The 25,058-nt window shown below is 67.0% G+C and carries 21 protein-coding genes; 14 read left to right on the top strand and 7 right to left on the bottom strand.

The genetic code is table 11. From position 1 onward, the window contains the following. Positions 1-116: 116 nt before the first annotated feature. The 4 genes from L1892_RS19630 (at position 117) to L1892_RS19615 (ending at position 4,894) form a co-directional block, all read left to right on the top strand. Complete coding sequence (locus L1892_RS19630) at positions 117-1,136, top strand: beta-ketoacyl-ACP synthase 3 (protein ID WP_235725364.1); 1,020 nt, start codon at positions 117-119, stop codon at positions 1,134-1,136. Between the two features lie 284 nt (positions 1,137-1,420). Further along, positions 1,421-2,437: a beta-ketoacyl-ACP synthase III gene (locus L1892_RS19625; protein ID WP_235725323.1), complete on the top strand. Its 1,017-nt coding sequence runs from the start codon at positions 1,421-1,423 to the stop codon at positions 2,435-2,437. 143 nt (positions 2,438-2,580) lie between these two features. Beyond that, positions 2,581-4,194, top strand: a complete 1,614-nt coding sequence (locus L1892_RS19620) for a peptide chain release factor 3 (RefSeq protein WP_235725322.1) — start codon at positions 2,581-2,583, stop codon at positions 4,192-4,194. Between the two features lie 25 nt (positions 4,195-4,219). Continuing rightward, on the top strand, positions 4,220-4,894 hold the full coding sequence (locus L1892_RS19615) for a hypothetical protein (protein ID WP_235725321.1): 675 nt from the start codon (positions 4,220-4,222) through the stop codon (positions 4,892-4,894). Positions 4,895-4,903: 9 nt separating this feature from the next. On the opposite strand, the gene L1892_RS19610 is transcribed toward L1892_RS19615, so the two are convergent. Next, complete coding sequence (locus L1892_RS19610) at positions 4,904-5,908, bottom strand: enoyl-CoA hydratase/isomerase family protein (RefSeq protein ID WP_235725320.1); 1,005 nt, start codon at positions 5,906-5,908, stop codon at positions 4,904-4,906. 199 nt (positions 5,909-6,107) lie between these two features. On the opposite strand from L1892_RS19610, the gene L1892_RS19605 reads away from it, so the two are divergent. From L1892_RS19605 to L1892_RS19595, 3 genes are all read left to right on the top strand, one after another. Further along, positions 6,108-7,664, top strand: coding sequence for an ABC-F family ATP-binding cassette domain-containing protein (locus L1892_RS19605; protein ID WP_235725319.1), 1,557 nt, complete (start codon positions 6,108-6,110; stop codon positions 7,662-7,664). Positions 7,665-7,687: 23 nt separating this feature from the next. Next, positions 7,688-8,422, top strand: a complete 735-nt coding sequence (locus L1892_RS19600) for an alpha/beta fold hydrolase (RefSeq protein ID WP_235725318.1) — start codon at positions 7,688-7,690, stop codon at positions 8,420-8,422. Positions 8,423-8,573: 151 nt separating this feature from the next. Further along, positions 8,574-9,419 (top strand): SGNH/GDSL hydrolase family protein, encoded by an 846-nt coding sequence (locus tag L1892_RS19595; protein WP_235725363.1) that lies wholly within the window; start codon positions 8,574-8,576, stop codon positions 9,417-9,419. A gap of 10 nt (positions 9,420-9,429) precedes the next feature. Here L1892_RS19595 and L1892_RS19590 read toward each other — a convergent pair whose 3' ends face one another. Continuing rightward, on the bottom strand, positions 9,430-11,256 hold the full coding sequence (locus L1892_RS19590; RefSeq protein WP_235725317.1) for an ABC-F family ATP-binding cassette domain-containing protein: 1,827 nt from the start codon (positions 11,254-11,256) through the stop codon (positions 9,430-9,432). Positions 11,257-11,365: 109 nt separating this feature from the next. On the opposite strand from L1892_RS19590, the gene L1892_RS19585 reads away from it, so the two are divergent. Further along, complete coding sequence (locus tag L1892_RS19585) at positions 11,366-12,106, top strand: glycoside hydrolase family 25 protein (RefSeq protein WP_372475279.1); 741 nt, start codon at positions 11,366-11,368, stop codon at positions 12,104-12,106. A gap of 4 nt (positions 12,107-12,110) precedes the next feature. Here the strand turns inward: L1892_RS19585 and L1892_RS19580 are convergent, their stop codons facing one another. The 5 genes from L1892_RS19580 to L1892_RS19560 all read right to left on the bottom strand — a co-directional run bounded on the left by L1892_RS19580 (position 12,111) and on the right by L1892_RS19560 (position 16,974). Continuing rightward, entirely contained in the window at positions 12,111-13,046 is a 936-nt protein-coding gene (locus L1892_RS19580; RefSeq protein WP_235725316.1) for a 4-(cytidine 5'-diphospho)-2-C-methyl-D-erythritol kinase, read from the bottom strand. A 54-nt stretch (positions 13,047-13,100) separates the two neighbouring features. Beyond that, a complete protein-coding gene (gene rsmA / locus L1892_RS19575) occupies positions 13,101-13,994 on the bottom strand; it encodes a 16S rRNA (adenine(1518)-N(6)/adenine(1519)-N(6))-dimethyltransferase RsmA (protein ID WP_235725315.1) in 894 nt (297 codons plus the stop codon). After that, complete coding sequence (locus L1892_RS19570) at positions 13,958-15,079, bottom strand: resuscitation-promoting factor (protein ID WP_235725314.1); 1,122 nt, start codon at positions 15,077-15,079, stop codon at positions 13,958-13,960. The genes rsmA and L1892_RS19570 overlap by 37 nt, the downstream gene beginning before the upstream one ends. 141 nt (positions 15,080-15,220) lie before the next feature. Beyond that, the gene (locus tag L1892_RS19565) at positions 15,221-16,132 is read right to left on the bottom strand and encodes a TatD family hydrolase (protein WP_235725313.1); all 912 of its coding nucleotides are present in this window, start codon (positions 16,130-16,132) and stop codon (positions 15,221-15,223) included. Beyond that, positions 16,129-16,974: a PhzF family protein gene (locus L1892_RS19560; RefSeq protein WP_235725312.1), complete on the bottom strand. Its 846-nt coding sequence runs from the start codon at positions 16,972-16,974 to the stop codon at positions 16,129-16,131. The genes L1892_RS19565 and L1892_RS19560 overlap by 4 nt, the downstream gene beginning before the upstream one ends. A gap of 177 nt (positions 16,975-17,151) precedes the next feature. On the opposite strand from L1892_RS19560, the gene L1892_RS19555 reads away from it, so the two are divergent. From L1892_RS19555 to L1892_RS19530, 6 genes are all read left to right on the top strand, one after another. Continuing rightward, positions 17,152-18,066 (top strand): oxygenase MpaB family protein, encoded by a 915-nt coding sequence (locus tag L1892_RS19555; RefSeq protein ID WP_235725311.1) that lies wholly within the window; start codon positions 17,152-17,154, stop codon positions 18,064-18,066. Positions 18,067-18,294: 228 nt separating this feature from the next. Then, the gene (locus tag L1892_RS19550) at positions 18,295-18,996 is read left to right on the top strand and encodes a GntR family transcriptional regulator (protein WP_235725310.1); all 702 of its coding nucleotides are present in this window, start codon (positions 18,295-18,297) and stop codon (positions 18,994-18,996) included. Positions 18,997-19,076: 80 nt separating this feature from the next. After that, positions 19,077-19,787: an HAD family hydrolase gene (locus L1892_RS19545; protein WP_235725309.1), complete on the top strand. Its 711-nt coding sequence runs from the start codon at positions 19,077-19,079 to the stop codon at positions 19,785-19,787. 11 nt (positions 19,788-19,798) lie between these two features. Beyond that, positions 19,799-22,138 carry a glycoside hydrolase family 65 protein gene (locus L1892_RS19540; RefSeq protein WP_235725361.1) on the top strand — a complete coding sequence of 780 codons (2,340 nt, stop codon included), beginning with the start codon at positions 19,799-19,801 and terminating at the stop codon, positions 22,136-22,138. A 77-nt stretch (positions 22,139-22,215) separates the two neighbouring features. Continuing rightward, on the top strand, positions 22,216-23,793 hold the full coding sequence (gene metG, locus L1892_RS19535) for a methionine--tRNA ligase (protein WP_235725308.1): 1,578 nt from the start codon (positions 22,216-22,218) through the stop codon (positions 23,791-23,793). Continuing rightward, on the top strand, positions 23,790-24,995 hold the full coding sequence (locus tag L1892_RS19530; RefSeq protein ID WP_235725307.1) for an aminodeoxychorismate synthase component I: 1,206 nt from the start codon (positions 23,790-23,792) through the stop codon (positions 24,993-24,995). Before metG ends, L1892_RS19530 begins: the two co-directional genes overlap by 4 nt. Positions 24,996-25,058 lie beyond the last annotated feature (63 nt).

The following is a 25,058-nucleotide window of genomic DNA, read 5'->3' as shown; positions in this document are numbered from 1 at the left end:
TGGCCGGCGGCGTGGTTACTTCCCGGTAAAGACATGCCTACAATCGCAGCGTCCGATCAACGACGAACGGAGTCAGCGTGGGCATTGCGGCAAACACCGGCCACCAGAACGTAGCGATGCTGGGCATCGGCGCCTACCGGCCGCGCCGGCTGGTCTCCAACGACGAGGTCTGCGAAGTACTCGACTCGAACGACGAGTGGATCTTTGAGCGCAGCGGTATCCGCAACCGTCGATGGATCAGTGGCGACGAGTCGGCGCGCTCGATGGCGGCGGCCGCCGCCGAGCGGGCGATCCGCAACTCCGGGGTGCCGAAGGAGAAGATCGGTGCCCTCATCCTGGCCACCAACAGCTGGAAGACGAAGATCCCGCACGGCGGCCCGATCGTGGCGTTGGACATCGGGCTCAACGGCATTCCCGCCTACGATGTGGCGGCCGGCTGCGGCGGCTTCGGCTACGGCCTGGGCATCGCCGCCGACACCGTGCGCGCAGGCTCCGCGGAGTATGTCCTGGTGGTCGGGGTGGAGACCATGTCGGTGGTGATGGAACCCACCGACCGCAACACCGCCTTCATCTTCGGCGACGGGGCCGGCGCCGTCGTCGTCGGGCCAAGTGAACTCAACGGAATCTCGCCCACGGTCTGGGGTAGCGACGGTGAGAATGCGGAGGCCATCGGTCAGAACTACGACATCCCCGAGTACATGGACCGTGCACAGGAGTTCCAGCACAAGGACCCCGCCACCGACCCGGTCGGGCGGATGGTGGTGACCATGCAGGGGCCACGTGTTTTCCGCTGGGCCGCCATCACCCTGCCCAAGGCCCTGACGACCGTGCTGGAGACCTCCGGCGTCGGCATCGAGGACATCGAGGTCTTCGTGCCACATCAGGCCAATGCCCGGATCAACGAGCTGATGAAGAAAAACCTCGGCCTGGCCGACGAGATCCCCATGGCCAACGACATCGAGAACACCGGCAACACGTCGGCCGCCTCGATCCCGCTGGCGATGGAAGAGATGCTCGCGACCGGCAAGGCCACCGGCGGCCAGACCGCCCTGCTCCTCGGGTTCGGTGCCGGACTGAGTTACGCCGGCGCGGTCGTGACGCTTCCGCCGGCGCCGACGGAGACGAGCTTGCGCTGAGGTGTGGGGTGGGTTTCGATACGGCTCCTCGCTACGCTCGTCACCTACTCAACCCAAGGGTTTCGATACAGAGGACTCGCCGCCACCCGGTGATCGAGTAGACGCGAGCGAGCGCAGCGAGCCCGCGGCGTATCGAGATCACGAAACCCGCCCGCTCCCCGTCCAGCACACGGCCGTGTCCCCCGCAACACCGTGTACACGCCGGCAACGACGAACGGGCTACTTCCCAGTAGGGCCGCAATGTGAGACCGTCTATGTCGGGTCGCATAGGGAAAGGGACACGCATGGCTGTCATCGCGGACACCACCGGGATCAACAACATCGGGATGCTCGGCATCGGTGCCTATCGGCCCGAACGGGTCGTCACCAACGACGAGATCTGTGAACACATCGACTCGTCGGACGAGTGGATCTACACCCGGACCGGCATCAAGACCCGCCGCTTCGCCCGCCGCGACGAGGACGTTACCGAAATGGCCGTCCACGCCGGCCGCACAGCGATCGCCAACGCCTTGCTGTCCGGTTCCGACATCGACGCGGTCATCCTCGCCACCAACACCCACCTGCTGCTGACGCCGGCCGGAGCGACCAGGGTCGCCACCGAACTGGGCGCCAACGGCGTTCCCGCATTCGACGTGACCGTGGGCTGTGCGGGCTTCGGCTACGCGATGGCGTTGGCGTCGGACATGGTGCGCGGCGGAAGCGCTACCCACGTCCTGGTGATCGGCGCCGAGCAGCTGTCGGTCACGCTCGACATGACCGACCGCAGCAACTGCTTCATCTTCGGCGACGGTGCCGGCGCCGTGGTGGTCGGGCCGACCGAGGATCAGCAGCTCGGGCCGGTCGTCTGGGGCAGCGACGGCTCGCAGTTCGACGCGATCCGCCAGGACATCGACTGGGTCACCTTCCTCGACAGCGACCGCACCCAGCGGCCGTACGTGCGGCTGCAGGGAACTGCGGTGTTCCGCTGGGCCGCTTTCGAGATGGGCAAGGTCGCCCAGCGCGCGCTCGAGGCCGCCAAGATCGGCTCCGAAGACGTCGACGTCTTTGTCCCGCACCAGGCCAACACGCGCATCAACGACCTGCTCGCCAAGACGCTGCACCTGCGCGAGGGCGTTCCGGTCGCCAACGACATCGAGCACACCGGCAACACCTCGGCCGCGTCGATCCCGCTGGCCATGGAAGAACTGCTGTCCACCGGTGCCGCCAAGCCCGGCGACACCGCGCTGCTGCTCGGCTATGGCGCCGGCCTCAGCTACGCCGCACAGGTCGTCAAGATGCCGCCGGTCCCGTTCGAATAGCCACCACCTTCCTCGCGCGTCCACCACTTGTTCGCGCGCGCAGCGTCGTGCGCGCGACCACGGTGGACGTGCGAGAACCGAACCACGTTCGGACCCGGCGCGCGATTTTGCCCGGTGAGCGCGCCGGGCGGTAGCCTCGTCGGGTGAGTTCAGATGCTGCCACCGTGTCCCACGAGGTGAAGCGGCGTCGCACCTTCGCCATCATCAGTCATCCCGACGCCGGTAAGTCGACGATGACCGAGGCGCTGGCGCTGCACGCGCGCATGATCAGCGAGGCCGGCGCCATCCACGGCAAGGCCGGCCGCAAGTCGACGGTATCGGACTGGATGGAGATGGAGAAGGCGCGCGGAATCTCGGTGAGTTCCACCGCGCTGCAGTTCAACTACGCCTCCGAGCACTCCACCGACGACGTCCCGAACGTCATCAACCTCGTGGATACCCCCGGTCACGCCGATTTCTCCGAGGACACCTACCGGGTGCTGACAGCCGTCGACGCCGCGGTCATGCTGATCGACGCCGCCAAGGGCCTCGAACCGCAGACCCTCAAGCTGTTCCAGGTCTGTCGCCATCGCGGCATCCCGGTGATCACCGTGATCAACAAATGGGACCGGCCCGGCCAGACGCCGCTCGAACTCATCGACGAGATCACCGAACGCATCGGCCTCATCCCCACACCGCTCTACTTCCCGGTCGGCATCGCCGGCGACTTCCGAGGACTCCTCGACCGCCGCAGCGGCGAGTACATCCGTTTCACCCGTACCGCCGGTGGGGCGAAGGTGGCCCCGGAGGAGATCCTCGACGGCGACGCGGCTGCCGCACGCGAGGGCGACGAGTGGACGGCAGCGCTCGAGGAGAGTGAATTGCTCGGCGAGATGGGCCAGGACCACGATCAGGAGATGTTCCTGGCCGGCCAGACGTCGCCGATGATCTTTGCGTCGGCCATGCTCAATTTCGGTGTGCGACAACTGCTCGAGACGCTGGTCGAACTCGCACCACCCCCGGCCGGTCGCGCCGATATCGACGGATCGGTTCGGTCGGTCACCGACCCGTTCAGCGCCGTGGTCTTCAAGGTGCAGGCGGGAATGGACACCAGTCATCGAGATCGCCTGGCCTACATGCGGATCGTGTCCGGCGAATTCGAGCGCGGCATGGTGGTGACACACGCACAGACCGGAAAACCCTTCGCCACCAAGTACGCCCAGGCGGTATTCGGTCGGGACCGCTCCACCGTCGACCGAGCCTACCCGGGTGACGTCGTGGGCCTGGTGAACGCGATGGCGTTGGCGCCCGGCGACACGTTGTACATCGATTCGAAGGTGCAGTACCCACCGATCCCGTCGTTTGCGCCCGAGCACTTCTCGGCGATCCGCGTCAACACCGCCGACAAGTACAAGCAGTTCCGCAAGGCGATGGAGCAGATGGACAGCGAAGGCGTGGTTCAGGTCTTGCGCAACGAACTGCGCGGCGACGCCTCGCCCGTCCTCGCCGCCGTCGGGCCGATGCAGTTCGAGGTGGTCACGGCCCGGATGAAATCCGAGTTCAACGTCGACACCACCATCGAACCGCTCGGCTACTCATTGGCCCGGCGTACCGACGCCGACAGCGCCGCCGATCTCGGCCGCCAACGCGGAGTTGAGGTGTTCACTCGCACCGACGGAGCGCTCCTGGCTCTGTTCAGCGACAAGTGGCGACTGCAGTTCATCCAGAAGGAACATCCCGACCTGATGCTCGAACCCCTTGTCGCCGCTGCGGACTGAGCCCGCACGACGGGTTTCGACACCGGTGATCGCGCTTGCGGCCGCGGCGGTCACGCTCGGTCCGCTCACCGGATGCGGGTCCGGCGATCACGACCCGGACGGCCCATCGAGTTCGAGACCGGCCACGGCCGCGGTTGCCCCGGTCGACGCCGCCGAATGCCGCGAACGACCGGCCGGGGGACGAATCGACCGAGCCGGCCATGATCTCGAGTTCCGTTCCGGCAGTATGCACGTAGCCATCGCCGGCACAGGTGCCGACGGTGCGGCCGGATCGGCCTGCTACGGATTCACCAAGTGGGGTAACGCCGATCCGTCGGTGCCGCCGGACAGCCTGTTGTTCGTGTTCACCGGACCGGGTGACGACGGTGCACAGCTGGAACTACTGGTGGGTGACCTCACCGGTGGCGTCCTGCCACCGATCGGCGGCGTTCGTCCGCGGGTGGGCCCGCTCGACGCCCCCATCGATTCGTCGGTCGGCGTCACGGTGGGGGGCACGTACTATCACTCCGCGACATGTCCGCTGACGGTCACCGCGATGTCGTCGGAGCGGGCCGCCGGCACCTTCACCTGCTCGGCGGCCACACGATCGCACAGCAACCCGTTCGCACCCAACGAGGACATCGACGAGGACTCCGAAACCGAAACCACCGTCAGCGACGCCAGTGTGACACTCTCGGGGTGGTTCGAGACGACGCCGTGACCGAGCGGCTCAGGCCGCTCCCACGATGCGCGCCACCGATTCCGGATCGACGTCATCGATGGATGCCGGATCGAATCGGGGCCGACGATCCTTGTCCACGAGGACGGCGCGCACACCTTCGGCGAAGTCGGCGGTCGCGGTGATCTGCTCGGCGGCATGCAATTCGCGCTCCAGGCATTCGTCGAGCACCGAATGCGCACCGGCGGTGAGCATTGCCGCGGTCACCCAGAGACTCGTCGGTGACGCCTGTTCGATCATGTCGACCATCCGCTCGGCCCACGGGTCGCCGAGCGCACCCCGCAAACCGCCGACGATGCCGGTGACGTTGTCGTCGACGAAGTACTCCTTGATCTTGGCCAGCGGCAACTCCGCGGCCGGACGATGCCGCCGACCACCGAGGACATCGATCAGCGGCACCCCGGTGCGGATTTCCTCGGTGACGTCGTCGATCTCTGCCGAATCGACGAAATGCGTTGCCATACCGACCTCGACGGCATCGGCGCCACCGATCCGTGAGCCGGTCAGCCCGAGCCACATGCCCACTCCGTCCGGTAGCCGGGGCAGGAAGTAGGTGGAACCGACATCGGGGACGAACCCGATCGCGGTCTCCGGCATGGCGAGTACCGCCCTCTCGGTCACCACGCGCACCTCTCCGTGCACACTGATGCCGAGTCCACCCCCCATCGCCGCGCCGTCGATCACACTCACATACGGCTTGGGATACTCGGCCACGAGCTGATCGAGCCGGTACTCACTCGCGAAGTAGTGGCTCACCGCGTCTGCCTCTCCCGCCAGCGCATGGTCGCGGATCGCGCGGATGTCGCCGCCGGCGCAGAAAGCGCGTTCGCTCGCCGAGGTGACCAAAACCGTGTCGACGCCGTCGTCGTCTCCCCAGTCCGACAACACTCGGTACATGTCGTCGATCATGGTCTGATCCAGCGCGTTGAGGGCGGCAGGCCGGTCGAGAACGATCTCACCGACCCGGTTGACGATCGATGTGCGGATGAACGACATATCGGCCACGTTAGCGTCTCGGTCGGCAGAAAAGAGTTGGCGTCTTCCGGACCTGCGGCGCTATCGTGAGGTCATCGGCATCACGCCACCACCGACAACGAGGAGTGTTCACCGGTCATGAACCGCTGAGGTCGGCCCGACTCGCCCGCGTGCTCATCACGCCACGCCGGCTACCGTTCACCACCTCAGGGAGCTCTCCATGACCGCATCCACCCATCACCCGTCGCCGGCCGTCACCCTGTCCGACGTCTCGTTCGCGTGGCCCGACGGCACCGTCGTTTTCGACCATCTGACGATGCACGTCCCCACCGGGGTCTGCTCACTCGTCGGAGCCAATGGCGCCGGGAAGTCCACCCTGCTGCGATTGATCGCCGGCGACCTCGTGCCGCGCACCGGCAGCGTCACCGTGGCCGGAGACGTCGGTGTGGTGACGCAGCATCCCCACGATGCACCCGAACGCACCATCGCCGCGGTGCTCGGCGTCGACGCCATCCGAGACGCGCTGCGACGCATCGAGAGCGGTTCTATCGACGAACACGATTTCGCGGTCGTCGGCGATGACTGGGACATCGAGGAACGGGTCGCAGCGAGCCTGGACGCGCTGGGGCTGCCCACCGACACCGATCGCACGGTCCGTTCGTTGTCGGGAGGAGAGGCGACGTTGCTCGCGATCGTCGCCGAGCTCATCCGACGCCCGTCGATCTTGCTGCTCGACGAACCGACGAACAACCTGGACACACCGTCGCGCGCCCGCCTCTTCGACGCGTTGGACCGATTCGGGGGCACGGTCATGGCGGTCAGCCATGACCTCGAGCTACTCGAACGGACCGATTCGACACTGGAGTTGTATCGGGGCTCGGTACGCGTGTTCGGCGGCCCCTACTCGCTGTATCGAGAGACCCTCGACGCCGAGCAACAGGCAGCCGAGGCCGCAGTCACCAACGCAGCCTCCGACCTGCGCAAACAGCGCCGTGAACTGAAGGAGGCGCAGATCAAGCTCGACCGGCGGGCCCGAACGGCCGCCACGGCCGAACGGGAGAAGCGGGTACCGAAGATCGTCGCCCACCTGCGCCGGGACGCCGCACAGGTGTCGGCGGGAAAGCTGCGAAACGCCCACCGCGACGATGTATCCGCCGCATCGGAGCGACTCGACACCGCACGCGACGGGGTGCGCGACGACCGCACCGCCCGCATCGTGATGCCCGTGGCGCAGGTGGCGACCCGGGCCCGCATCGTCGACGACGACCAGCTGACGATCGACGGACCGGAGCGGGTCGCGCTGGTGGGCGCCAATGGCTCGGGAAAGACCACGTTGATCGCCGAGTTGATCACCGATGGACGCATACTGGCTCCGTATGCGTATGTGCCGCAGCAGATCACCTTCGCCGACCCCCGGCAGGGCATCGCCGACGCGATTGCCGTCACGCACCCGCAGGTCGACGAACAGACGATCCGCGCGCATCTCGCCCGATTCTTGTTCCGCGGCAAGCGTGCCGACCGAGCTCTCGGTGAGTTGTCCGGCGGTGAGCGGCTACGGGTGGCCATGGCGATGTCGCTGCTGGCCGATCCCGTCCCCGCACTGCTGATACTCGACGAGCCCACCAACAACCTCGACGTCGACACCACCGAAGAGCTCGTCGCGGCCCTGCGGCAGTGGCAAGGTGCGCTGCTGGTGGTGTCGCATGACCACGGGTTCCTGGACCGGATCGGCATCGACCGGAGCGTCGAGCGGCCCGCCGGCCGCGACAAGCCGTGACGCCCACGGCATACTGGCCTCCGATGAGCGCAGCGCAGGAAGTCTCACCTACTCCCGTGGTCTGTGTCCACGGACTCCGAGTCAGCGGCTCGGCCCTCCACCGCATCGCGGCCGGTATCACCGACCGCCCGGTGGCCACCCCCGATCTCCCCGGGCACGGAACGCGAGCCGACGAACGATTCGACATCGACGGCGCGGTGCAGGCGGTGCTCGACGCCATCGATTCACTCGGCAGACCTGCGGTGGTCGCCGGTATGTCGCTCGGCGGCTACGTCGCGATGGCCACGGCCGGCCGCCACCCCGATGCGGTGGCCGGACTGGTGGTGATGTGCGCGACCGCGCAGCCCAGCCGTCTGCTCGCCTCCCCCTTCCGCGCCTTCGGCGCCGCGACGAGCGTCCTGCCCCGGCAGGCGGCGGCGATCAGCAAGGCCCTGACCCGGATGGCCGTGGGTGGTCAGGTCGCCCGTGACATGGAGGCCGGCGGCCTTGCGCTGCACTCCATTCGCGATGTCGTCGACGCCCTGGCCGATCTCGATGCGCTGAGCGAGGTCGCACAGTATCCGGGTCCGATCGAGTTTCTCAACGGCGGCTGGGACCAGTTCCGCATCCATGAGCGGCGCTTCGCCTCTGTCTCACCGCTGGCGCAGGTGCACGTGGTTCCGCGGGCCAGCCACCTGTTCCCGTTGATCCAGCCCGCCGAGACGGCCGCGATGATCACGCGATTCGCCCACCGGTGCGACGCGTTGCGAACCGTGTGACCCCGCGGCGGATCCGGATTACGGCCGCGCGAACGAAGTGATGTCCCCTACAATCCCAAAGAACATTCAGGGGGTTGCACCACACATGGTTTCTCGTCACTTGCCCACCATCCCGGCCGGGAGGCGGCGAGCCCGCCTCGTGCTGACGTCGATGCTGTTGGCGGTCGTGCTGCTGACCGGTCTGAGCACCGTGGTGGCTCCGGCGGCGGATGCGACACCGGCTCGCTACACGGGTGGCACCTACGTCGCGATGGGCGATTCCCGCGCGTCCGGCGGCTTCTTCTCCCCTACCCCCGACTACTTCCTGGGCTGCAAACGCTCGGCGTTCAACTATCCGGCGATAGTCGCGGTGATGACGTTACCGCGCCGGTTTATCGACACCTCGTGTGCCGGCGCGCAGGCGCCGGATCTCTACCGCACCACCCAACGCACCAACCGTGGAACCAAGCCACCCCAAGCACACCTGGTACCGCGTGATGCACAGGTCATCACGGTCAGCATCGGTGGTAACGACATGCGCTGGGGTGCGATCCTGGTCCACTGCAACACGACACCGCTCAACGATCGTCGGTGTCGACACAATCCGCGCCTCGAGAACGAGGTTCGATGGCGGATCGCGCGGATGGAGAACCGCGTGCGCCCCGCGCTGCGGGCCATCCGCGCCAAGGCGCCCCACGCCCAGATCATCGTCGTCGGCATCGGCGGGTTCATGGGCAGTCACGGTTGCTGGCCGATGGTGCCGATCAGTGATCCCGACGTCCGATGGATGAATCGGGTGTTCGACCGCGCCGGTGATGCATTGCGGCGGGCGACGTCCACGGTCGGCGGGACATTCATCGACGCCAACCGCCGATCGGCCGGTCACGACCCGTGCAATCTGATCGCCCCCTGGTATGAGAGCTCACTGTCCAACGGCAGTCTGGCCTACCCTTATCACATCAACCAGCAAGGCGCCGTGGCGATTGCAGCGATGGTCAACGGCGCCATCCGTCGCTGACCACCGGCGCTCACTCGACTTTCTCCGCGGCGTCGAGCCACTCGGCCTCGGCAGCTTCCTTGTCGGCAACCACCTGACGCAGTTCGGAGTTGAGCTCCTGAAGGCGTTCGGGATCGGTGGCCGCCTCGGCCAGCGAGACGTGCAGCTTTTCCTCACGTTTGGTGAGCTGATCCATCTGGCGCTCAAGACGATTCATCGTCTTGCGTGCCTCGCGGTGTTCGGCGGCGCTGACGGTCGGCGTGGTCACCGCAGATGCCGTCGCACCGACGTCTACGGAATCCGCCTCCGACGCGGACGACTTCTTGGGGCGTGCTGCGGTGGAACCGATCTCGCGACGACGCCGTAGATACTGTTCGATGCCGCCGGGCAGATTGGTAAGCGCGCCGTCGCCGAACAGCGCCCACGTGCTGTCGCAGATTCGCTCGATGAGATAGCGATCGTGGCTGATGACGACCAAGGTGCCCGCCCAACTGTCGAGCAGGTCCTCGAGTTGCTGCAGGGTGTCGATGTCGAGGTCGTTGGTGGGCTCGTCGAGCAGCAGGACGTTGGGCTCGGCCATCAACACCCGCGTAATCTGGAGGCGTCGACGTTCCCCGCCGGAGAGATCGCCCACCGGTGTGCGCTGCCGCGCCGGGCTGAACCCGAGCCGTTCGGCGAGCTGCGATGCCGACATCTCTTTGTCGCCCACCATGATCCGCGTGGCCACATCCTCCACCGCGTCGAGCACCCGCTGGTCCTCGTCGAGGTCGTCGAGCTCCTGGCGCAGCCATCCGATCGTCACCGTGGTGCCCTCGACGCGGCGCCCGGGGGCCACGTCGACCTCTCCGGCCAAGGCGCGCAGCAGGGTGGTCTTGCCCGAACCGTTGACCCCGACCAGGCCGATGCGCTCGCCGGGCGCCAGCCGCCAGGTCAGATCGTCCACCAACGTCTCACCGGCGGGTGTGGCGATCCGGGCGTCCTCCAGCTCCACCACCACTCGTCCGAGCCGGCGCTTGGCGAACGCCGACAGCGTCACGCTGTCCCGCGGCGGCGGGACGTCGGCGATGAGCCGTTCGGCGGCCTCGATCCGGTAGCGCGGCTTGGATGTACGCGCGGGCGGTCCACGTCGAAGCCAGGCCAGTTCCTTGCGGGCGAGGTTGCGGCGACGCTCTTCGGCGGCGTCGGCGAGCCGGGATCGTTCGGCGCGCGCGAAGATCCAATCGTTGTAGCCACCCTCGTACTCGTCCACGCCACCCGAGTGCACTTCCCAGGTCCGGGTGGCGACGGTGTCGAGGAACCACCGATCGTGGGTGACCACGACGAGGGCACTGCGGCGCGCCACGAGGTGCTCGGCGAGCCACTGCACGCCCTCGACATCGAGATGGTTGGTCGGCTCGTCGAGGATCAACAGGTCGGCCTCCGAGATCAGCGCGGCTGCCAGTCCCACCCGACGGCGTTGCCCGCCGGACAGTTCGTCGACCTTGGAATCGAGCAGCTCATCGACGCCGATGCCCGCGAGGATGCCCCGGATCCGGGGATCGCCCGCCCACTCGTGGACTGCGACCTGCGGTCCGCCGACCACCACGTCGGACACGGTCGCGCCGGCCGGCAGCTCACCTCGCTGGGTCACCGTGGCGACGCGGATGTCGCCGGCGCGTGAGACCCGCCCACTGTCCGGTTCGGTGATTCCACCGAGGATCTCCAGCAACGTGGTCTTGCCACCACCGTTGAGTCCGACGACCCCGATCCGCTGCCCTTCGTGAACGCCGAGGGACACCGAGTCCAACAACGGCTTGATGCCGTAGCTCTTGCTGATTCGGTCCGCGTTGATCAGCGCGACGGGATTTGCGGGTGCCACTCGGACGACCCTAGCAACGGACCCCCGGTGACCGGCGACACCGCCCGGGCATCAGATCCAGTCGACAAACATTCTGCGCGATCCTGCATCGATGCAATAGCGTGGAGCCGTGATCCTCCGGCGACTGATCGTGGCCACGGTGACCGCGGCCTCCGTCGGACTCTGCGCTGCGATGACGGATTCGCCGCAGGCCGGTGCCGCCCCACAGGTAGGGCCGGACGTGTCCAGTCATCAGCATCCCGACGGCGCGGCCATCAACTGGTTCGCGGTGCGCGCCTCCGGACAGCAGATGGCCATGGTGAAGGCCACCGAGTCCACGTGGTACGTGAACCCGCATTTCGTGCCCGACAGTCTGGCGATTCGCGCTGCAGGTCTCATCCGCGGCACCTACCACTACGCCGATCCGAGCCGGCCGGCCGGACAACAGGCACTCTTCTATGCCGCGACAGTGCTCGGCCAGAACGGCATTCTGGACCTTCCGCCGGTACTCGACCTCGAACACTCCGGCGGCCTCGGCCCGCGCGCGCTGGCCGCCTGGGTCCGCGAGTTCTTCGCTGTCCTCGAGCCGTTGACCGGGCGAAAGACGATCCTCTACACCTACCCGAACTTCTGGAACACCGCGATGGGTGCCACCCGGGAGTTCGCCGACCACCCGCTGTGGATCGCCTCGTACAACGGCGCCGCGGCACCGCAGATGCCCCGTGGGGGTTGGCGGACATGGACCTTCTGGCAGTTCACCAGCTCGGGTCGACTACCCGGTGTGTCCACTTCGGTGGATCTCAACCGATACAACGGATCCGTCGCTTCGCTGCGCGCCTACGGCAACGCCATCAACGTCTTCGGCAGTTGACTGGTCAGGCCGACAGAATCCGGGCACCGGGGACCGGCCCGGTGGCGGTGCGTACCGCACGAGCCACCCCGGCACCGGACAGTTCCGCGGCGACGTCGACCGCCGACGTCTCGTCGGCGCACAGAAAGGCGCAGGTGGGCCCCGACCCGGAGACGATCCCGTTGAGCGCACCCGCATCGATACCTGCGCGCAAGGTGCGCCGCAGTACCGGCTGCAGGCTCAGCGCGGCGGGTTGGAGATCGTTGTGCAGCAGCGGTGCCACGGTATGCGGATCGCCCGAGGTGAGCGCGGCCATCAGGTCATCGGGTCGCCGCGCCGCGACATCGGTGTCGGCGCGGTTGTCCCGCAGTCGATCGAGTTCGCGGTACACGGCGGGCGTGGACAGTCCCGATCGTGCGATCGCGAGCACCCAGTGGAATTCACCGCGGGCGAGGATCGGCATCAATTGTTCGCCGCGACCGGTTCCCAACGCCGTCGCACCGTGCAGGGCGAAGGGCACGTCACTACCGAGACCGGCCGCGATCTCGGTGAGTTCGTCACGCCCGATGTCCAGTCCCCACAGATTCACGGCCCCAACCAGGGCGCCGGCGGCGTCGGCACTTCCGCCGGCCATTCCGCCGGCCACCGGTATCCGCTTGTCGATGTCGATGGCGACCCGCGGGCTCCGGTCGGCGCGCCGCGCCACCTCGGCCACCGCACGGGCCGCGAGATTGGTGCTGTCGCCGGGTACGTCGGCGGACCCTTCCCCGCGGGTGGTCACCCGGAGCTCACCGGCGGGGCTCAGCCGCACATCGTCATACAGCGACAGCGCCTGATACACCGTGACCAGATCGTGGAATCCGTCATCGCGTAGCGGACCCACGCCGAGGTGCAGATTGACCTTGGCCGGCACCCGCACGGTGACCGCATCGGACACCACCGACAACGACGCTCGAGACACAGGTAATCAGGGTAATCGAGAGGGCATCGCGGGTCGCGGACGCCGACGCGGCGATCAGGAGGCGTCGACGGCCGCCAGCCGGACGAAGTCGTCGATGTCGAGGCGTTCACCACGGATGCCGGGATCGATGCCGGCGGCCCGGAGTCGTCGTTCTGCCTCCACCGCGCCGCCGGCCCAGCCGGCCAGCGCCGAGCGCATCGTCTTGCGGCGCTGCGCGAACGCCGCGTCGATCACCGCGAACACGCTGCGCCGCACTCCCGGGTCGTCGGGGTGGGCTTGGGTGCGATCGATCCGGACCAGGCCGGATTCGACCTTCGGCTCAGGCCAGAAGACGTTGCGTCCGACGGCGCCGGCGCGGCGGACGGTACCGAAGTAGCGGGCCTTCACGCTCGGCACCCCGTAGACCCGGCCACCGGGCCCGGCGGCCAGCCGGTCGGCCACTTCTGCCTGCACCATCACCAGAGCAGTTGCGATGGTCGGGAAGTCGGCCATCAGGTGCAGGAGCACCGGAACGGCGACGTTGTAGGGCAGGTTCGCGACGAGCGCGGTCGGGGCGACGGGGAGATCGGCCTGCCCCACGGTCATGGCGTCCGCGGTGACGACGGTGAAGCGATCCGCCTGCACCGGTGCGAACTCCTCGATGGTGGCGGGGAGCCGGGCGGCGAGGACGGGGTCGATCTCGACGGCGACCACGCGCCCGGCCGCGCCGAGCAACGCCAGGGTCAGCGACCCGAGGCCGGGCCCGACCTCGAGAACGGTGTCGTCGGCGCCGACACCGGACTCGGCGACGATGCGCCGCACCGTGTTGGCGTCATGGACGAAGTTCTGCCCCAACGTCTTGGTGGGGCGCACCCCGATCTCCGCGGCCAGTGTGCGGATCTGGGCGGGCCCGAGGAGGCGTGGTGAGTCGCTCAGCGCAGTCCCAGCTTCGATGAGCAGGACGGCCATGCGCCCCACCCCTGGGCTGCCTGGGTCTTCTTGGCGATGGCGATCTGCTCCTCGCGGGATGCGAGGTCGGCACGCGGGGCGTACTCGGTGCCACCCCACCGTTCCCAGGTGTTCTGGTCGAACTGCACGCCGCCGTAGAACCCGTTGCCGGTGTTGATCGCCCAGTTGCCGGTGGCTTCACACTGCGCCAGCGCATCCCAGACCGAACCCGAAGGGACGAACGGTGCGCCGGGCTTGGTGCCGATGCGGACGGTGGCGGCCAGTGGTTCGGTGAGCATTTCGGAGTCGAGCTTCTCGCGCTTGACGACCTTGCCGTTGACCGTGGTGACCGAATAGGTGACCTTGGCCTCACCCGGTTTGCCCGGGTTGACGACGACCTTGCGATCGCGGACCAGGTTGGGGTCCTCCTTCTCGATCTCCGGCGGGGCCACATCCTCGGTGACGGTCGAGTCCGCGGTGCGGATACGGGTCACCGTGATCTTCATGTTCTCGGTGACCGGAGTGTCGGCGGCGGGTTCCACCTCGTCGTCACCGGACAATGGTTTGCCGGTCTCGGCGAGGAGTTCACCGACGGTCTTGGCCGCGACGACCGGACGGAAGCTCGTCACGCCGTCGGTCAGCCGAACCGGCTTGGGAGTGGTGACGTCGACGACCGCGCCGTCGACCGGCAACGCGTTGCCGCTCGGGAAGTTCGTGTCGGTGGCGGTGTCGGTGAGCCCCTGCTCGGTGAGCAGGTCATCCAGGTCGGCGGCGGTCGTCTCGACCATCTGCCGTTGCCCGTCGACGTCGAGGGCCACTTCCTTGAGCCTGTTGAAGGTGATGGTCTGTCCGTCACCGACCCCGGCGTCGAGCGGCGGGGAGACGTGGTCACCGGACTCCGGGTCGAAACCCTGCGACCGCAGCACCGAGTCGACCGACATCGACATGGTCGAGACGTTGCGGACCTGACCGTCGACGTTGAGCTCGACGTCCTTGTGCATTGCGACACCCATGACGCCGCCCGCGGTGAGGGTGGTCAGCACGGCGCCGACAGCGACCCGCGCACGGGTGGACTTCGAGTTGTTGATGTGGGCGAGGAGAGACAAGGCGGAACATCCTGGTCGGGGACAATTGCGTCCGCACTGCGCTCATCAGCGACCCCGAAACCCCCGGACGGCACAGCCCTCTCTGGCCGGAATCGCTGCCCCCAGGCAGCGGGATCACAATACGATAACGAACGGGCGTGATTACTGCAAAGGCAGTCGGTAGACGCGTCGTGCGTTGGCGCCCAGGATTCGCGCCATCGCCGCATCGTCGACACCCCGGACCTCGGCCAGCGCGCGGGCCGTATACGGCAGGCAATAGGACTGATTTGGCTGGCCACGATAGGGATGCGGCGTCAGAAACGGCGCATCGGTCTCTACCAGGACCTGCTCATCGGGCACGATTTCGGCGGCCACACGCAGTTCGGCGGCGTTGGCGAAACTCACAGTGCCGGCGAAACTCAGGACGTAACCGCGATCGACGCATTCCTGTGCAACGTTTCGGTCACCGGAGAAGCAGTGCATGATCACGGTCTCTGGCGCCCCCTCCGCGGCGAGGATGTCGAGCAGATCGGCGTCGGCCTCGCGGTTGTGGATCATCAACGGCTTGCCGGTGCGCTTGGCGAGGTCGATGTGCCACCGGAACGCCTCGGCCTGTACATCGGGCGTAGCACAGTCGTCGGACCGACTCGGCCAATAGTGGTCCAGGCCGGTCTCCCCCACTGCGACGACCCTCGGGTCCGCCAGCATCCGCTCGAGTTCGGCCTTCGCGTCGTCGTCGAGTTCGCCGGCATGCATCGGGTGCAGGGCCACCGCGGCAAACGCCCGGTGGTCCCATGCAGCGGCCTCGACGGCCCACCGCGCATCGATCATGTCGTCGGCGACTGTGATCACCTGCCCGACGCCGACCCGTTCGGCGTGATCGAGGATCGCGCGCACCGATTCCGGGTCGCGGCCGCCGCATGCGGCCAGGTGGGTGTGTGCGTCCACCAGCCCCGGCAGCGGCACCGGGTCCGGCGGTGGTTCCCGCCGACGACGTTTGCGTGCGGCCTTGTTGCTCTCGGTAGCGGCGACTCCGGCGGCTTCCGCGTCGGCGATCTCGGCTGTCTCGCTCACAGCACCACTGTGCCAGCGATGACCGTGGTGGTCGCACCGCCCACCCAGATGTCGGTACCGTCGTCGGAGACGTGAACGCGCCCTGCCCGGTCCAGCGCGGTGCCCTGAGCGGTGACGTAGCCGGCGGGCGCACGGCCTGCCTGGCGCAACCAGACGGCCAGGCCCGCGTTCAGACTCCCGGTCACCGGGTCCTCGGGAATGCCGCTACCGGGAACGAACGCGCGGACCTCGAACAGCACCTCGGGTTCGTCGGGCAGACCGCCCGAGTACGGGCCGATCAGGCCCACGTCGTGTGTGCCGAGCGCGGCCATGTCGGGTCTGACCTCCAGCACCCGGCCCCCGGACGGCAACAGCAATGCCAGGAAATCGGGGCCGTTGGAGACCCATTCGGCCGCGATCACCTCGTCGGGGTCGAGGCCGAGCGCATCAGCCACCGACCGCACCGTCGCCTCGTCGACGGGTCCGGAGCGGATGCGGGGCGGGGCGACGAACGCCAGTCGACCCTGCTCCGACCGGATGGACACCAGCCCGACGCCGCATTCCTGCACGATGCGGTCACCACTCGGCACGCCGCCGGCCTCCAGCCACGCGTGGGCCGAGCCGAGGGTGGGATGCCCGGCGAACGGAAGTTCACCGGATGGGGTGAAGATGCGCAGACGATAGTCGGCGGCGGGATCGCTCGGCGGCAGCACAAACGTCGTCTCCGAGAGGTTGGTCCAGCGCGCGAACGAGGCCATCTGCTCGTCGGTCATCCCCTCGGCATCGAGTACGACCGCGACCGGGTTGCCGCGGACGGGCACGGTCGAGAAGACATCCACCTGAGCGAAGCGACGAGTCGTCATCGCTCCATCCTCACGATCCGGCCATCGCACATCCAGTTCTTTATCCAGCGCCGATGGCCGGTTTCGCGGTTTCAGGTTTCATATATGAAACCTGGTGGGATAACCTGCCAGGTACGCGACATAGATCACAGTCACGGTCGGGGTGACTGTGCGGTATGCAGAACAGGGGGCCACATCATGTCGGGGCGATATCTGGCGTCCATGGCGGACACCACACCGGAGTTGACGAACGCACAGACGCGGATCACGATCCCCGCGCGTAGGCAACGGGTGACCACCGGTCGCAAGCCTGCACGAATTCAGGAGGCGGTCGACTTCTGGGCCTTCGCCGGCGCAGCGGCCAATGTGGTCATGCAGCTCGGGTGGCCCGAGGTCGCCTACGGCGTGATGGAGAGCAAGGTCGAGTCCGGTTCGCTGATGAAACATCCGTGGAAACGGGCGCGCACCACCGCGCAGTACCTGTCGGTGGCGATCCTCGGCGACGACGAGGAGAAAGCGGCCTTCCGGGACGCGGTCAATGCCGCCCATCGACACGTCCGCTCGGACGAGAAGAGCCCGGTGGCATACAACGCATTCGATCGCGAACTCCAGATGTGGGTCGCGGCATGCTTGTTCGTCGGGATCGAGGACACCCATCAACTGCTGCACGGGATCATGAGCCCGGCCGACGCTGAGGAGTTCTACCAATCGGCCAAGACTCTGGGGACCACGCTGCAGGTGCCCGACGACATGTGGCCGGCCACCCGAACCGAATTCGATCACTACTGGAACGTCGCCAGCGGTCGCGTCGCCATCGACGAGACGACGAAACGGTTCCTCAACGATCTAATCGACCTGCGGATGATCAGTCCGGCGCTTCGGGTCCCATTCGCCCCGCTGCTGCGCTTCCTGACGATCGGGACCCTTCCGCCGCTGTTCCGCGAGCAACTCGGACTCGAGTGGAGCGCGCGAGACCAACGACGTTTCAACCGACTCTTCGCGACAGTTTCCACCACCAACCGCGCGTTGCCGAAGCCGATCCGGTTCGGCGGGAACCGCCTGCTGATGCGCGACCTGCGCCTTCGCATCAAACACGATTGGTCGGTGGTCTGACACCGGGCGGCCCTGCAGAGGGCGCTATGTCCGGCAGTCCTCGATCGATCCAGCAGATCTCGACGACCCACCGAACTCGATCACCCATTCGGGCGCCGGAAAAAGTACCGTTGTCGATGGACCCGTGGTCGCCGGGCGACGACGGGCGCAACGGCGATGCACGACGGCGGCATCACGAGTGAAAGAGAAGTTCGTGGATCACGATTCCCGCGACGGGCAGCAGACGGCATGAGTCGCGTGTCGCTACGCCGCACCCAGCTCACCGACGAGGTGGCCGATCATCTGCGCAACCGGATCATGACCGGCAGCCTCCGTCCCGGCGAGTACATCCGCCTCGATGACACCGCGTCCACGCTCGGCTGCAGTGTCACGCCGGTGCGCGAGGCGCTGGTGACCCTGCGCGGCGAGGGCCTGGTCCGATCGTCGCCACATCGCGGATTCATCGTCGAGCCGCTCAATCGCGGCGACATCATCGACATCTTCTGGATCCAGGCCGAACTCTCCGCACGGTTGGCCTGCCACGCCGTCGACAACTCTGAACTCGGGGTGCATCTGGCCGAGATGCAGACCATCGTCGATCAGCTGGAACTGGCGGTGGACACCGGTGACGACGCGCAGGTACTCAATCGGGAGTACGCATTCCATCGTCAGGTGAACCTGGCCGCCAACAGCAAGAAACTCGCGTGGTTCGTGTTCTCGGCCAGCAAATACAACCCCTACGACCTCTACGCCCGCGATACCGAGTGGGGGCACGAGGCGGTCGCCAGTCATCGCCGCCTGATCGACTACTTGCGATCGGGCGACACCCGAGCGATTCGCGAGGAGATCCACACCCAATTCGCCGCCGCGCGCGACCGATTGGTGCAGCGGTTGGAGTCGATCGGTTTCTGGGACGACATCGATTCCGACACCGCCGCCTCCTCCGCCTGAGTCACGGCCCGCACGTGCGCTGAGTCCGAATACCCGCGCACAGCGCGCCAGCACCCGCTCGGACAGGTAGCGTTCGTGGGGTGTTGGGTTTGCCAGAAAGCACCTCGGTCGCACTGTTCGATCTCGACGGTGTGCTGACGTCCACAGCCGTCCTACATCGCGACGCATGGAAGCAGGCGTTCGATGCCTTCCTCTCCGAACGGGATCCCGAGAACTTCGAACCGTTCACCGAGCAGGACTACCTCGACCACGTCGACGGCCGACCGCGCGACGACGGTGTGCGCGCATTCCTGCGGTCGCGCGGGATCGACGACGTCGATGACGACACCGTCGCCGCGATCGGGAACGGCAAGAACGCGATGTTCGTGTCGACCCTGGAGACCAACGGTGTCGATCCCTACCCTGGGTCGGTGCGATACCTCGAAGCAGCCCGGACCGCCGGCCTGCGGATCGCCGTGGTGACGTCGTCGAAGAACGGAGCAGCTGTGTTGGATGCGGCCGACCTGACGAAGTTCGTGGAGGTGAGGGTGGACGGCCTCGACATCGTGTCGCGCGGACTGCGCGGTAAGCCGGCGCCCGATTCCTTCCTGCTCGGCGCCGAACTCATGGGGGTGACCCCCGATGAGGCCGTGGTGTTCGAGGATGCGATCTCCGGTGTGCAGGCGGCCGTGGCCGGAAAGTTCGGCTATGTCGTCGCGATCGACCGGGTCGGCGGCGGACAAGCCGCAGCGATGCGCACGGCAGGTGCCGACCGGGTCGTGACCGATCTCGACGAGTTGGTCTCCGCGTGAGCCCGGGCGCCATGGAACACGGGTTCGACGTCCACCCGTGGCAGCTGCGCTGGCGTGGCGTCGACGTCGACATGCTGGGTCGCACCGAGACGCTGTTCGCACTGTCCAACGGCCACATCGGTTTACGAGGCACGTTCGAAGAGGGCGAGCCGATCGACCACCCGGGGACCTATCTGAACGGTTTCTACGAGCTGCGCGGACTGCCCTATGCCGAAAGCGGCTACGGCTACCCGGAATCCGGGCAGACCGTGGTGAACGTGACCGATGGCAAGATCATCCGGTTGCTCGTGGAGGACGAGCCGATGGATCTGCGCTACGGCCGCACCGTCGAACACGAACGAACGCTGGATTTCCGCACGGGCACACTGCGCAGGCACACCCTGTGGACCTCGCCGACCGGCCGCACGGTCCGCATCCGCTCCGAACGGCTCGTCTCCTTCACCAAGCGCACCATCGCTGCCATCCACTATGAGGTGGAGCCGATCGACGAGGACATGAAGCTGGTGCTGCAGTCGGACCTGCTCGCCAACGAGCCGGTGCCGGCGCCGGGCAACGATCCCCGGCTCGCGGCCGCGCTCGAGGCCCCGCTGGTCTCCGACCTCTCGGCGTGCCGCAACTACTGGGGCATGCTGGTTCACCACACCAAGCAGTCGGGTCTGCACATCGCGGCCGGAATGGATCACGAGATCGAGTTCCCCGACCGCGCCGACGCCTTCATCCGCGCAGACGACGACCTGGCCCGCCTGACCGTGGCGGCGAACGTCCCGCAGGGCACCAAGCTGTCGCTGACCAAGTACATGGGTTACGGCTGGTCGGCGCGCAGATCGGTACCGGCCCTGCGCGCGCAGGTCGACGCCGCCCTGGCGATGGCGATGGAAACCGGTTGGGAGGCACTCAAAGCCGACCAGATCGAGTATCTGGAGGACTTCTGGCGCGACGCCGACGTGGAACTCGACGGCGATCCCGAACTGCAGCAGGCGGTGCGTTTCGCGCTGTTCCACGTGCTGCAGGCCGGTGCGCGCGGCCAGTCCCGTTCGATCCCGGCGAAGGGCCTGACCGGTCCCGGCTACGACGGCCACACCTTCTGGGACACCGAGAGTTTCATTTTGCCGATGCTCACCTACACGGTGCCCGCCGCGGCCGGCGAGGAGCTGCGTTGGCGGCACTCCACAATGGACAAGGCCAAGAGTCGCGCGGCCGAACTGGGACAACGTGGTGCCATGTTCCCATGGCGATCAATCAACGGCGACGAGTGCTCGGGGTACTGGCCGGCGGGCACGGCAGGCGTGCACGTGAGCGCCGACATCGCCAACGCGACGGCCCGGTATCTGCGCGCCACCGACGACGAGCAGTTCGAGACCGAGTGCGGCGTCGAACTGCTCGTGGAGACCGCCCGGCTGTTCGCGGGTCTGGGACACCACGACGTGAACGGCAAGTTTCGTATCGACGGCGTGACCGGCCCGGATGAGTACACCGCGGTGGTCAACAACAATGTGTTCACCAATCTGGCTGCGCAGCAGAATCTTCGGGATGCGGTGGCCGCTGTGCACCGACGACCCGACCTGGCGCGCGAATACGGGGTGACCGACGCCGAGGCCGCCCACTGGGAGTCCTGTGCCGACGACATGTCGATCCCGTTCGACGACGCCCTCGGCGTCCATCAACAGTGCGAATCATTCACACTGCTCGGCGCATGGGATTTCGAGTCGTCGGTGGGGCGTTACCCGCTGCTGTTGAACTACCCGTACTACGACCTCTACCGCAAACAGGTTGTCAAGCAGGCCGACCTGGTGTTCGCCATGTACATGTTCGGGGCGGCGTTCACCCCGGAACAGAAGCTGCGCAACTTCGACTATTACTATCCGTTGACCGTGCGGGACTCGTCGTTGTCGGCGTGCTGTGAGGCGGTGGTCGCCGCCGAAGTCGGCTACCTCGACCTGTCCTACGACCTGATGTGCGAGTCGGTGTTCACCGACCTGCACGATCTGCACAACAACGTGTCGAGCGGGTTGCACATCGCAGCGCTGGCCGGCGCGTGGACCGACTGCGTCGCGGGGTTCGGCGGGATGCGTGACTTCGGCGGCCAGATCACCTTCGCGCCGCGGTTGCCGAGTCGTCTCACCTACCTGTCGTTCCGGATGGCGGTCGGCGACTCGAAGATCGTCGTCGCGATGGATCGCGACAGTGCCACCTATCGGCTGCTGTCAGGCCCCTCGATCGACCTCGCCCATCACGGCGAGAAATTCTCCCTGCACGAGGCACATCCGGTCACCAAGGAGATACCCGAACTTCGCAAGCGTGACGCACCGAAGGCCCCACCGGGCTGCGAGCCGTACCGTCGCAACGAGTGAGCAGGCGACGACCGGGATCCGTCGATGGCGGTACGGGCGATGCGCGAGACAGGCCACCAAGTATCCTTGGCGACACCATGACCGACTCGACCCGCACCGAATCCGCTGATCACGCCTCATATGGCGCCGGCCGGCCGTACTACATCACCACGGCCATCGCCTATCCGAACGGCGTCCCGCACATCGGCCACGCCTACGAGTACATCTCGGCCGACGCCCTCGCCCGATTCAAGCGTCTCGACGGCTATGACGTCCGCTTCCTCACCGGCACCGACGTGCACGGCCAGAAGATGCAGCAGACAGCGGCAGCCGAAGGCATCGCCACCGCGGAGCTCGCCGACCGCAACTCAGACCGGTTCCAGGCCCTGCAGGAGCGGCTCGGGTCGAGCTTCGACCGCTTCATCCGGACCAGCGACGCCGACCACAAACGCGCATCGGAAGCCATCTGGCAGCGGATGACCGACGCGGGCGACATCTATCTCGACACGTACTCCGGCTGGTACGACGTCCGCGACGAACTGTTCTACAGCGACGCGGACACGACGATCGCCACGGACGGCAGCCGGGTCGCCACCGACAATGGGCACGTCCTGACCTGGACCGAGGAACAGACCTATTTCTTCCGGCTCTCGGCATATCAGGACAAGTTGCTCGACCTGTTCGCGACCAACCCGGAATTCCTCGGGCCCGAGGCCCGCCGCAACGAGATCGTGAGTTTCATCAAGGGCGGTCTCACCGATCTGTCCATCTCCCGCACCACTTTCGACTGGGGTGTTCCGGTCCCCGGTCATCCCGAGCACGTGATGTATGTGTGGGTCGATGCGCTCACCAACTATCTGACCGGTGTCGGATTCCCCGACGACGAGGCCGCATTCGACCGGTACTGGCCCGCCGATCTGCACGTCATCGGCAAGGACATCATCCGGTTCCATTGCGTCTACTGGCCGGCATTCCTGATGAGCGCAGGTATCGATCTGCCCAGACGGGTGTTCGCCCACGGCTTCCTGTTCAATCGCGGGGAGAAGATGAGCAAGTCGGTCGGCAACGTCGTCGACCCGGATGTGCTGATCGACGAGTTCGGCCTCGATCCGGTCCGGTACTTCTTCCTGCGTGAGTTCTCCTACGGGCAGGACGGTTCGTACTCCACCGAGGCCATCATCAGTCGGATCAACGCCGATCTCGCCAACGAGTTCGGCAATCTCGCCCAACGCACGCTGTCGATGATCGGCAAGTACTTCGACGGTGCAGTGCCTGCGGCCGGTCCCCGCACCGACGAGGATGCGGCGCTGCTGGACCGGGTCGCGCAACTCCTCCCCCGGGTCCGCGATCACTTCGACGCACAGGCCATCCACCTCGGCATCGAGGCCCTGTGGTCGGTACTGGCCGAGACCAACCGCTACATCTCCGCCAACGAGCCGTGGAAGCTCGCGAAGACCGACCTCGAGCGCACGGCGACCGTGCTCTACGTCTGCGCCGAGGTGGTTCGCGTGGTGGCCCTGCTGGCCCAGCCGGTGATGCCCGCCTCCACCGGTCGCATGCTCGATCTGCTCGCGGTTGCTGACGACGAACGACAGTTCAGCGCGGTCGACGACCATCTCGTCGCCGGTACCGCTCTGCCCAAGCCGGCGCCGATCTTCCCGCGTCACGAGGCGTGACCACCCCGGCGCTCGATGTTCTGCGTGCGCTGCACGCACATACGGCCGCGGCCGGAATGCCACCACCGGCCGCGCTCGTCGGCGACTGGTGGGATGCCGACGCGGTCATCGCACCGTCGATCCGACTGCGACCGGGATTCGCCCCGCCCGATGACCCGGACCGTTTCTGGCTCGGCTATCTCGGCTTTCCGGTACGCGCCACCGAGTCGCCGCTGCCACCGGCCGTGGGTGGGATGACCGACGAGATCCTGGTGTTGCGCGAGGGCCGCTGGACCCACCAGCACGTCGACGGAGCGGCGTGCGCGTCGTGGATCGCGAACGCGCTGGACTCCGGCCCGACCAATGCCGACCCAGAAAATGCCACCGCGGCCTGGTCGGCGCGGTGGCAACCACCGGCACGCGAACCCCATCTGGCCGCCATCGATGCCTGTCTCGAGGCGATCCGCGCCGGTGAGGTCTACCAGGCCTGCGTGTGCACCCACTTCACGGGCGTCGTCACCGGCGAACCACTCGAGTTCTTCGGCGACATCACGGCCGCCACTCTTCCCGCGAAAGCCGCTTTCCTACAAGGAACGTGGGGGACGGTGGCAAGCTTTTCACCCGAGTCGTTCCTGCGCCGGACCGGCAACCTCGTCTCGTCGGCACCCATCAAGGGCACTCGGGCAGCCTCTGCCGACCCGAGCTCACTGGCCGACTCAGCCAAGGACGTCGCCGAGAACGTCATGATCGTCGACCTCGTCCGCAACGACCTGGGCCGGCTCGCGCGTACCGGATCGGTGCGTGTCGCCGATCTGCTGTCGGTGGTCGCCGCGCCCGGGGTGTGGCATCTGGTCTCGCGGGTGGAGGCGCTGGTCGATCCCGGGGTGGGCAACACCGAGTTGCTGCGGGCTACCTTCCCACCGGCGTCGGTCACCGGTACGCCCAAGTTGCGCGCGATGGAGTTGATCGCCGACTGGGAGCAACAGGCGCGTGGCGTGTATTGCGGCGCAGTCGGAATGGCCGGGCCGGGCCACGCGCTCGATCTCAATGTCGCCATCCGGACCGTCACGGTGACCCCCGACGGATCGGCCGCTCTCGGTGTCGGCGGTGGCATCACCATCGATTCCGACCCGCACCACGAATGGCAGGAGTGCCTCGACAAGGCTGCCAGCATCGTCGGCGAGGTCGGTGGCCGATCCGGCCGAGCGAACTCCCTGCGATAGCATGTGAGAATGCGAGGTTCCATACTTCCCGGTACGGGAGGTACGGGGTCGGCTCGCGGTCGG

The sequence above is a fragment of the Gordonia tangerina genome (genome assembly GCF_021556435.1).
GTDB lineage: Bacteria > Actinomycetota > Actinomycetes > Mycobacteriales > Mycobacteriaceae > Gordonia > Gordonia tangerina.
The sequence above is the reverse complement of the archived record's forward strand: the minus strand, read 5'-3'. Positions and strand labels throughout refer to the sequence as shown.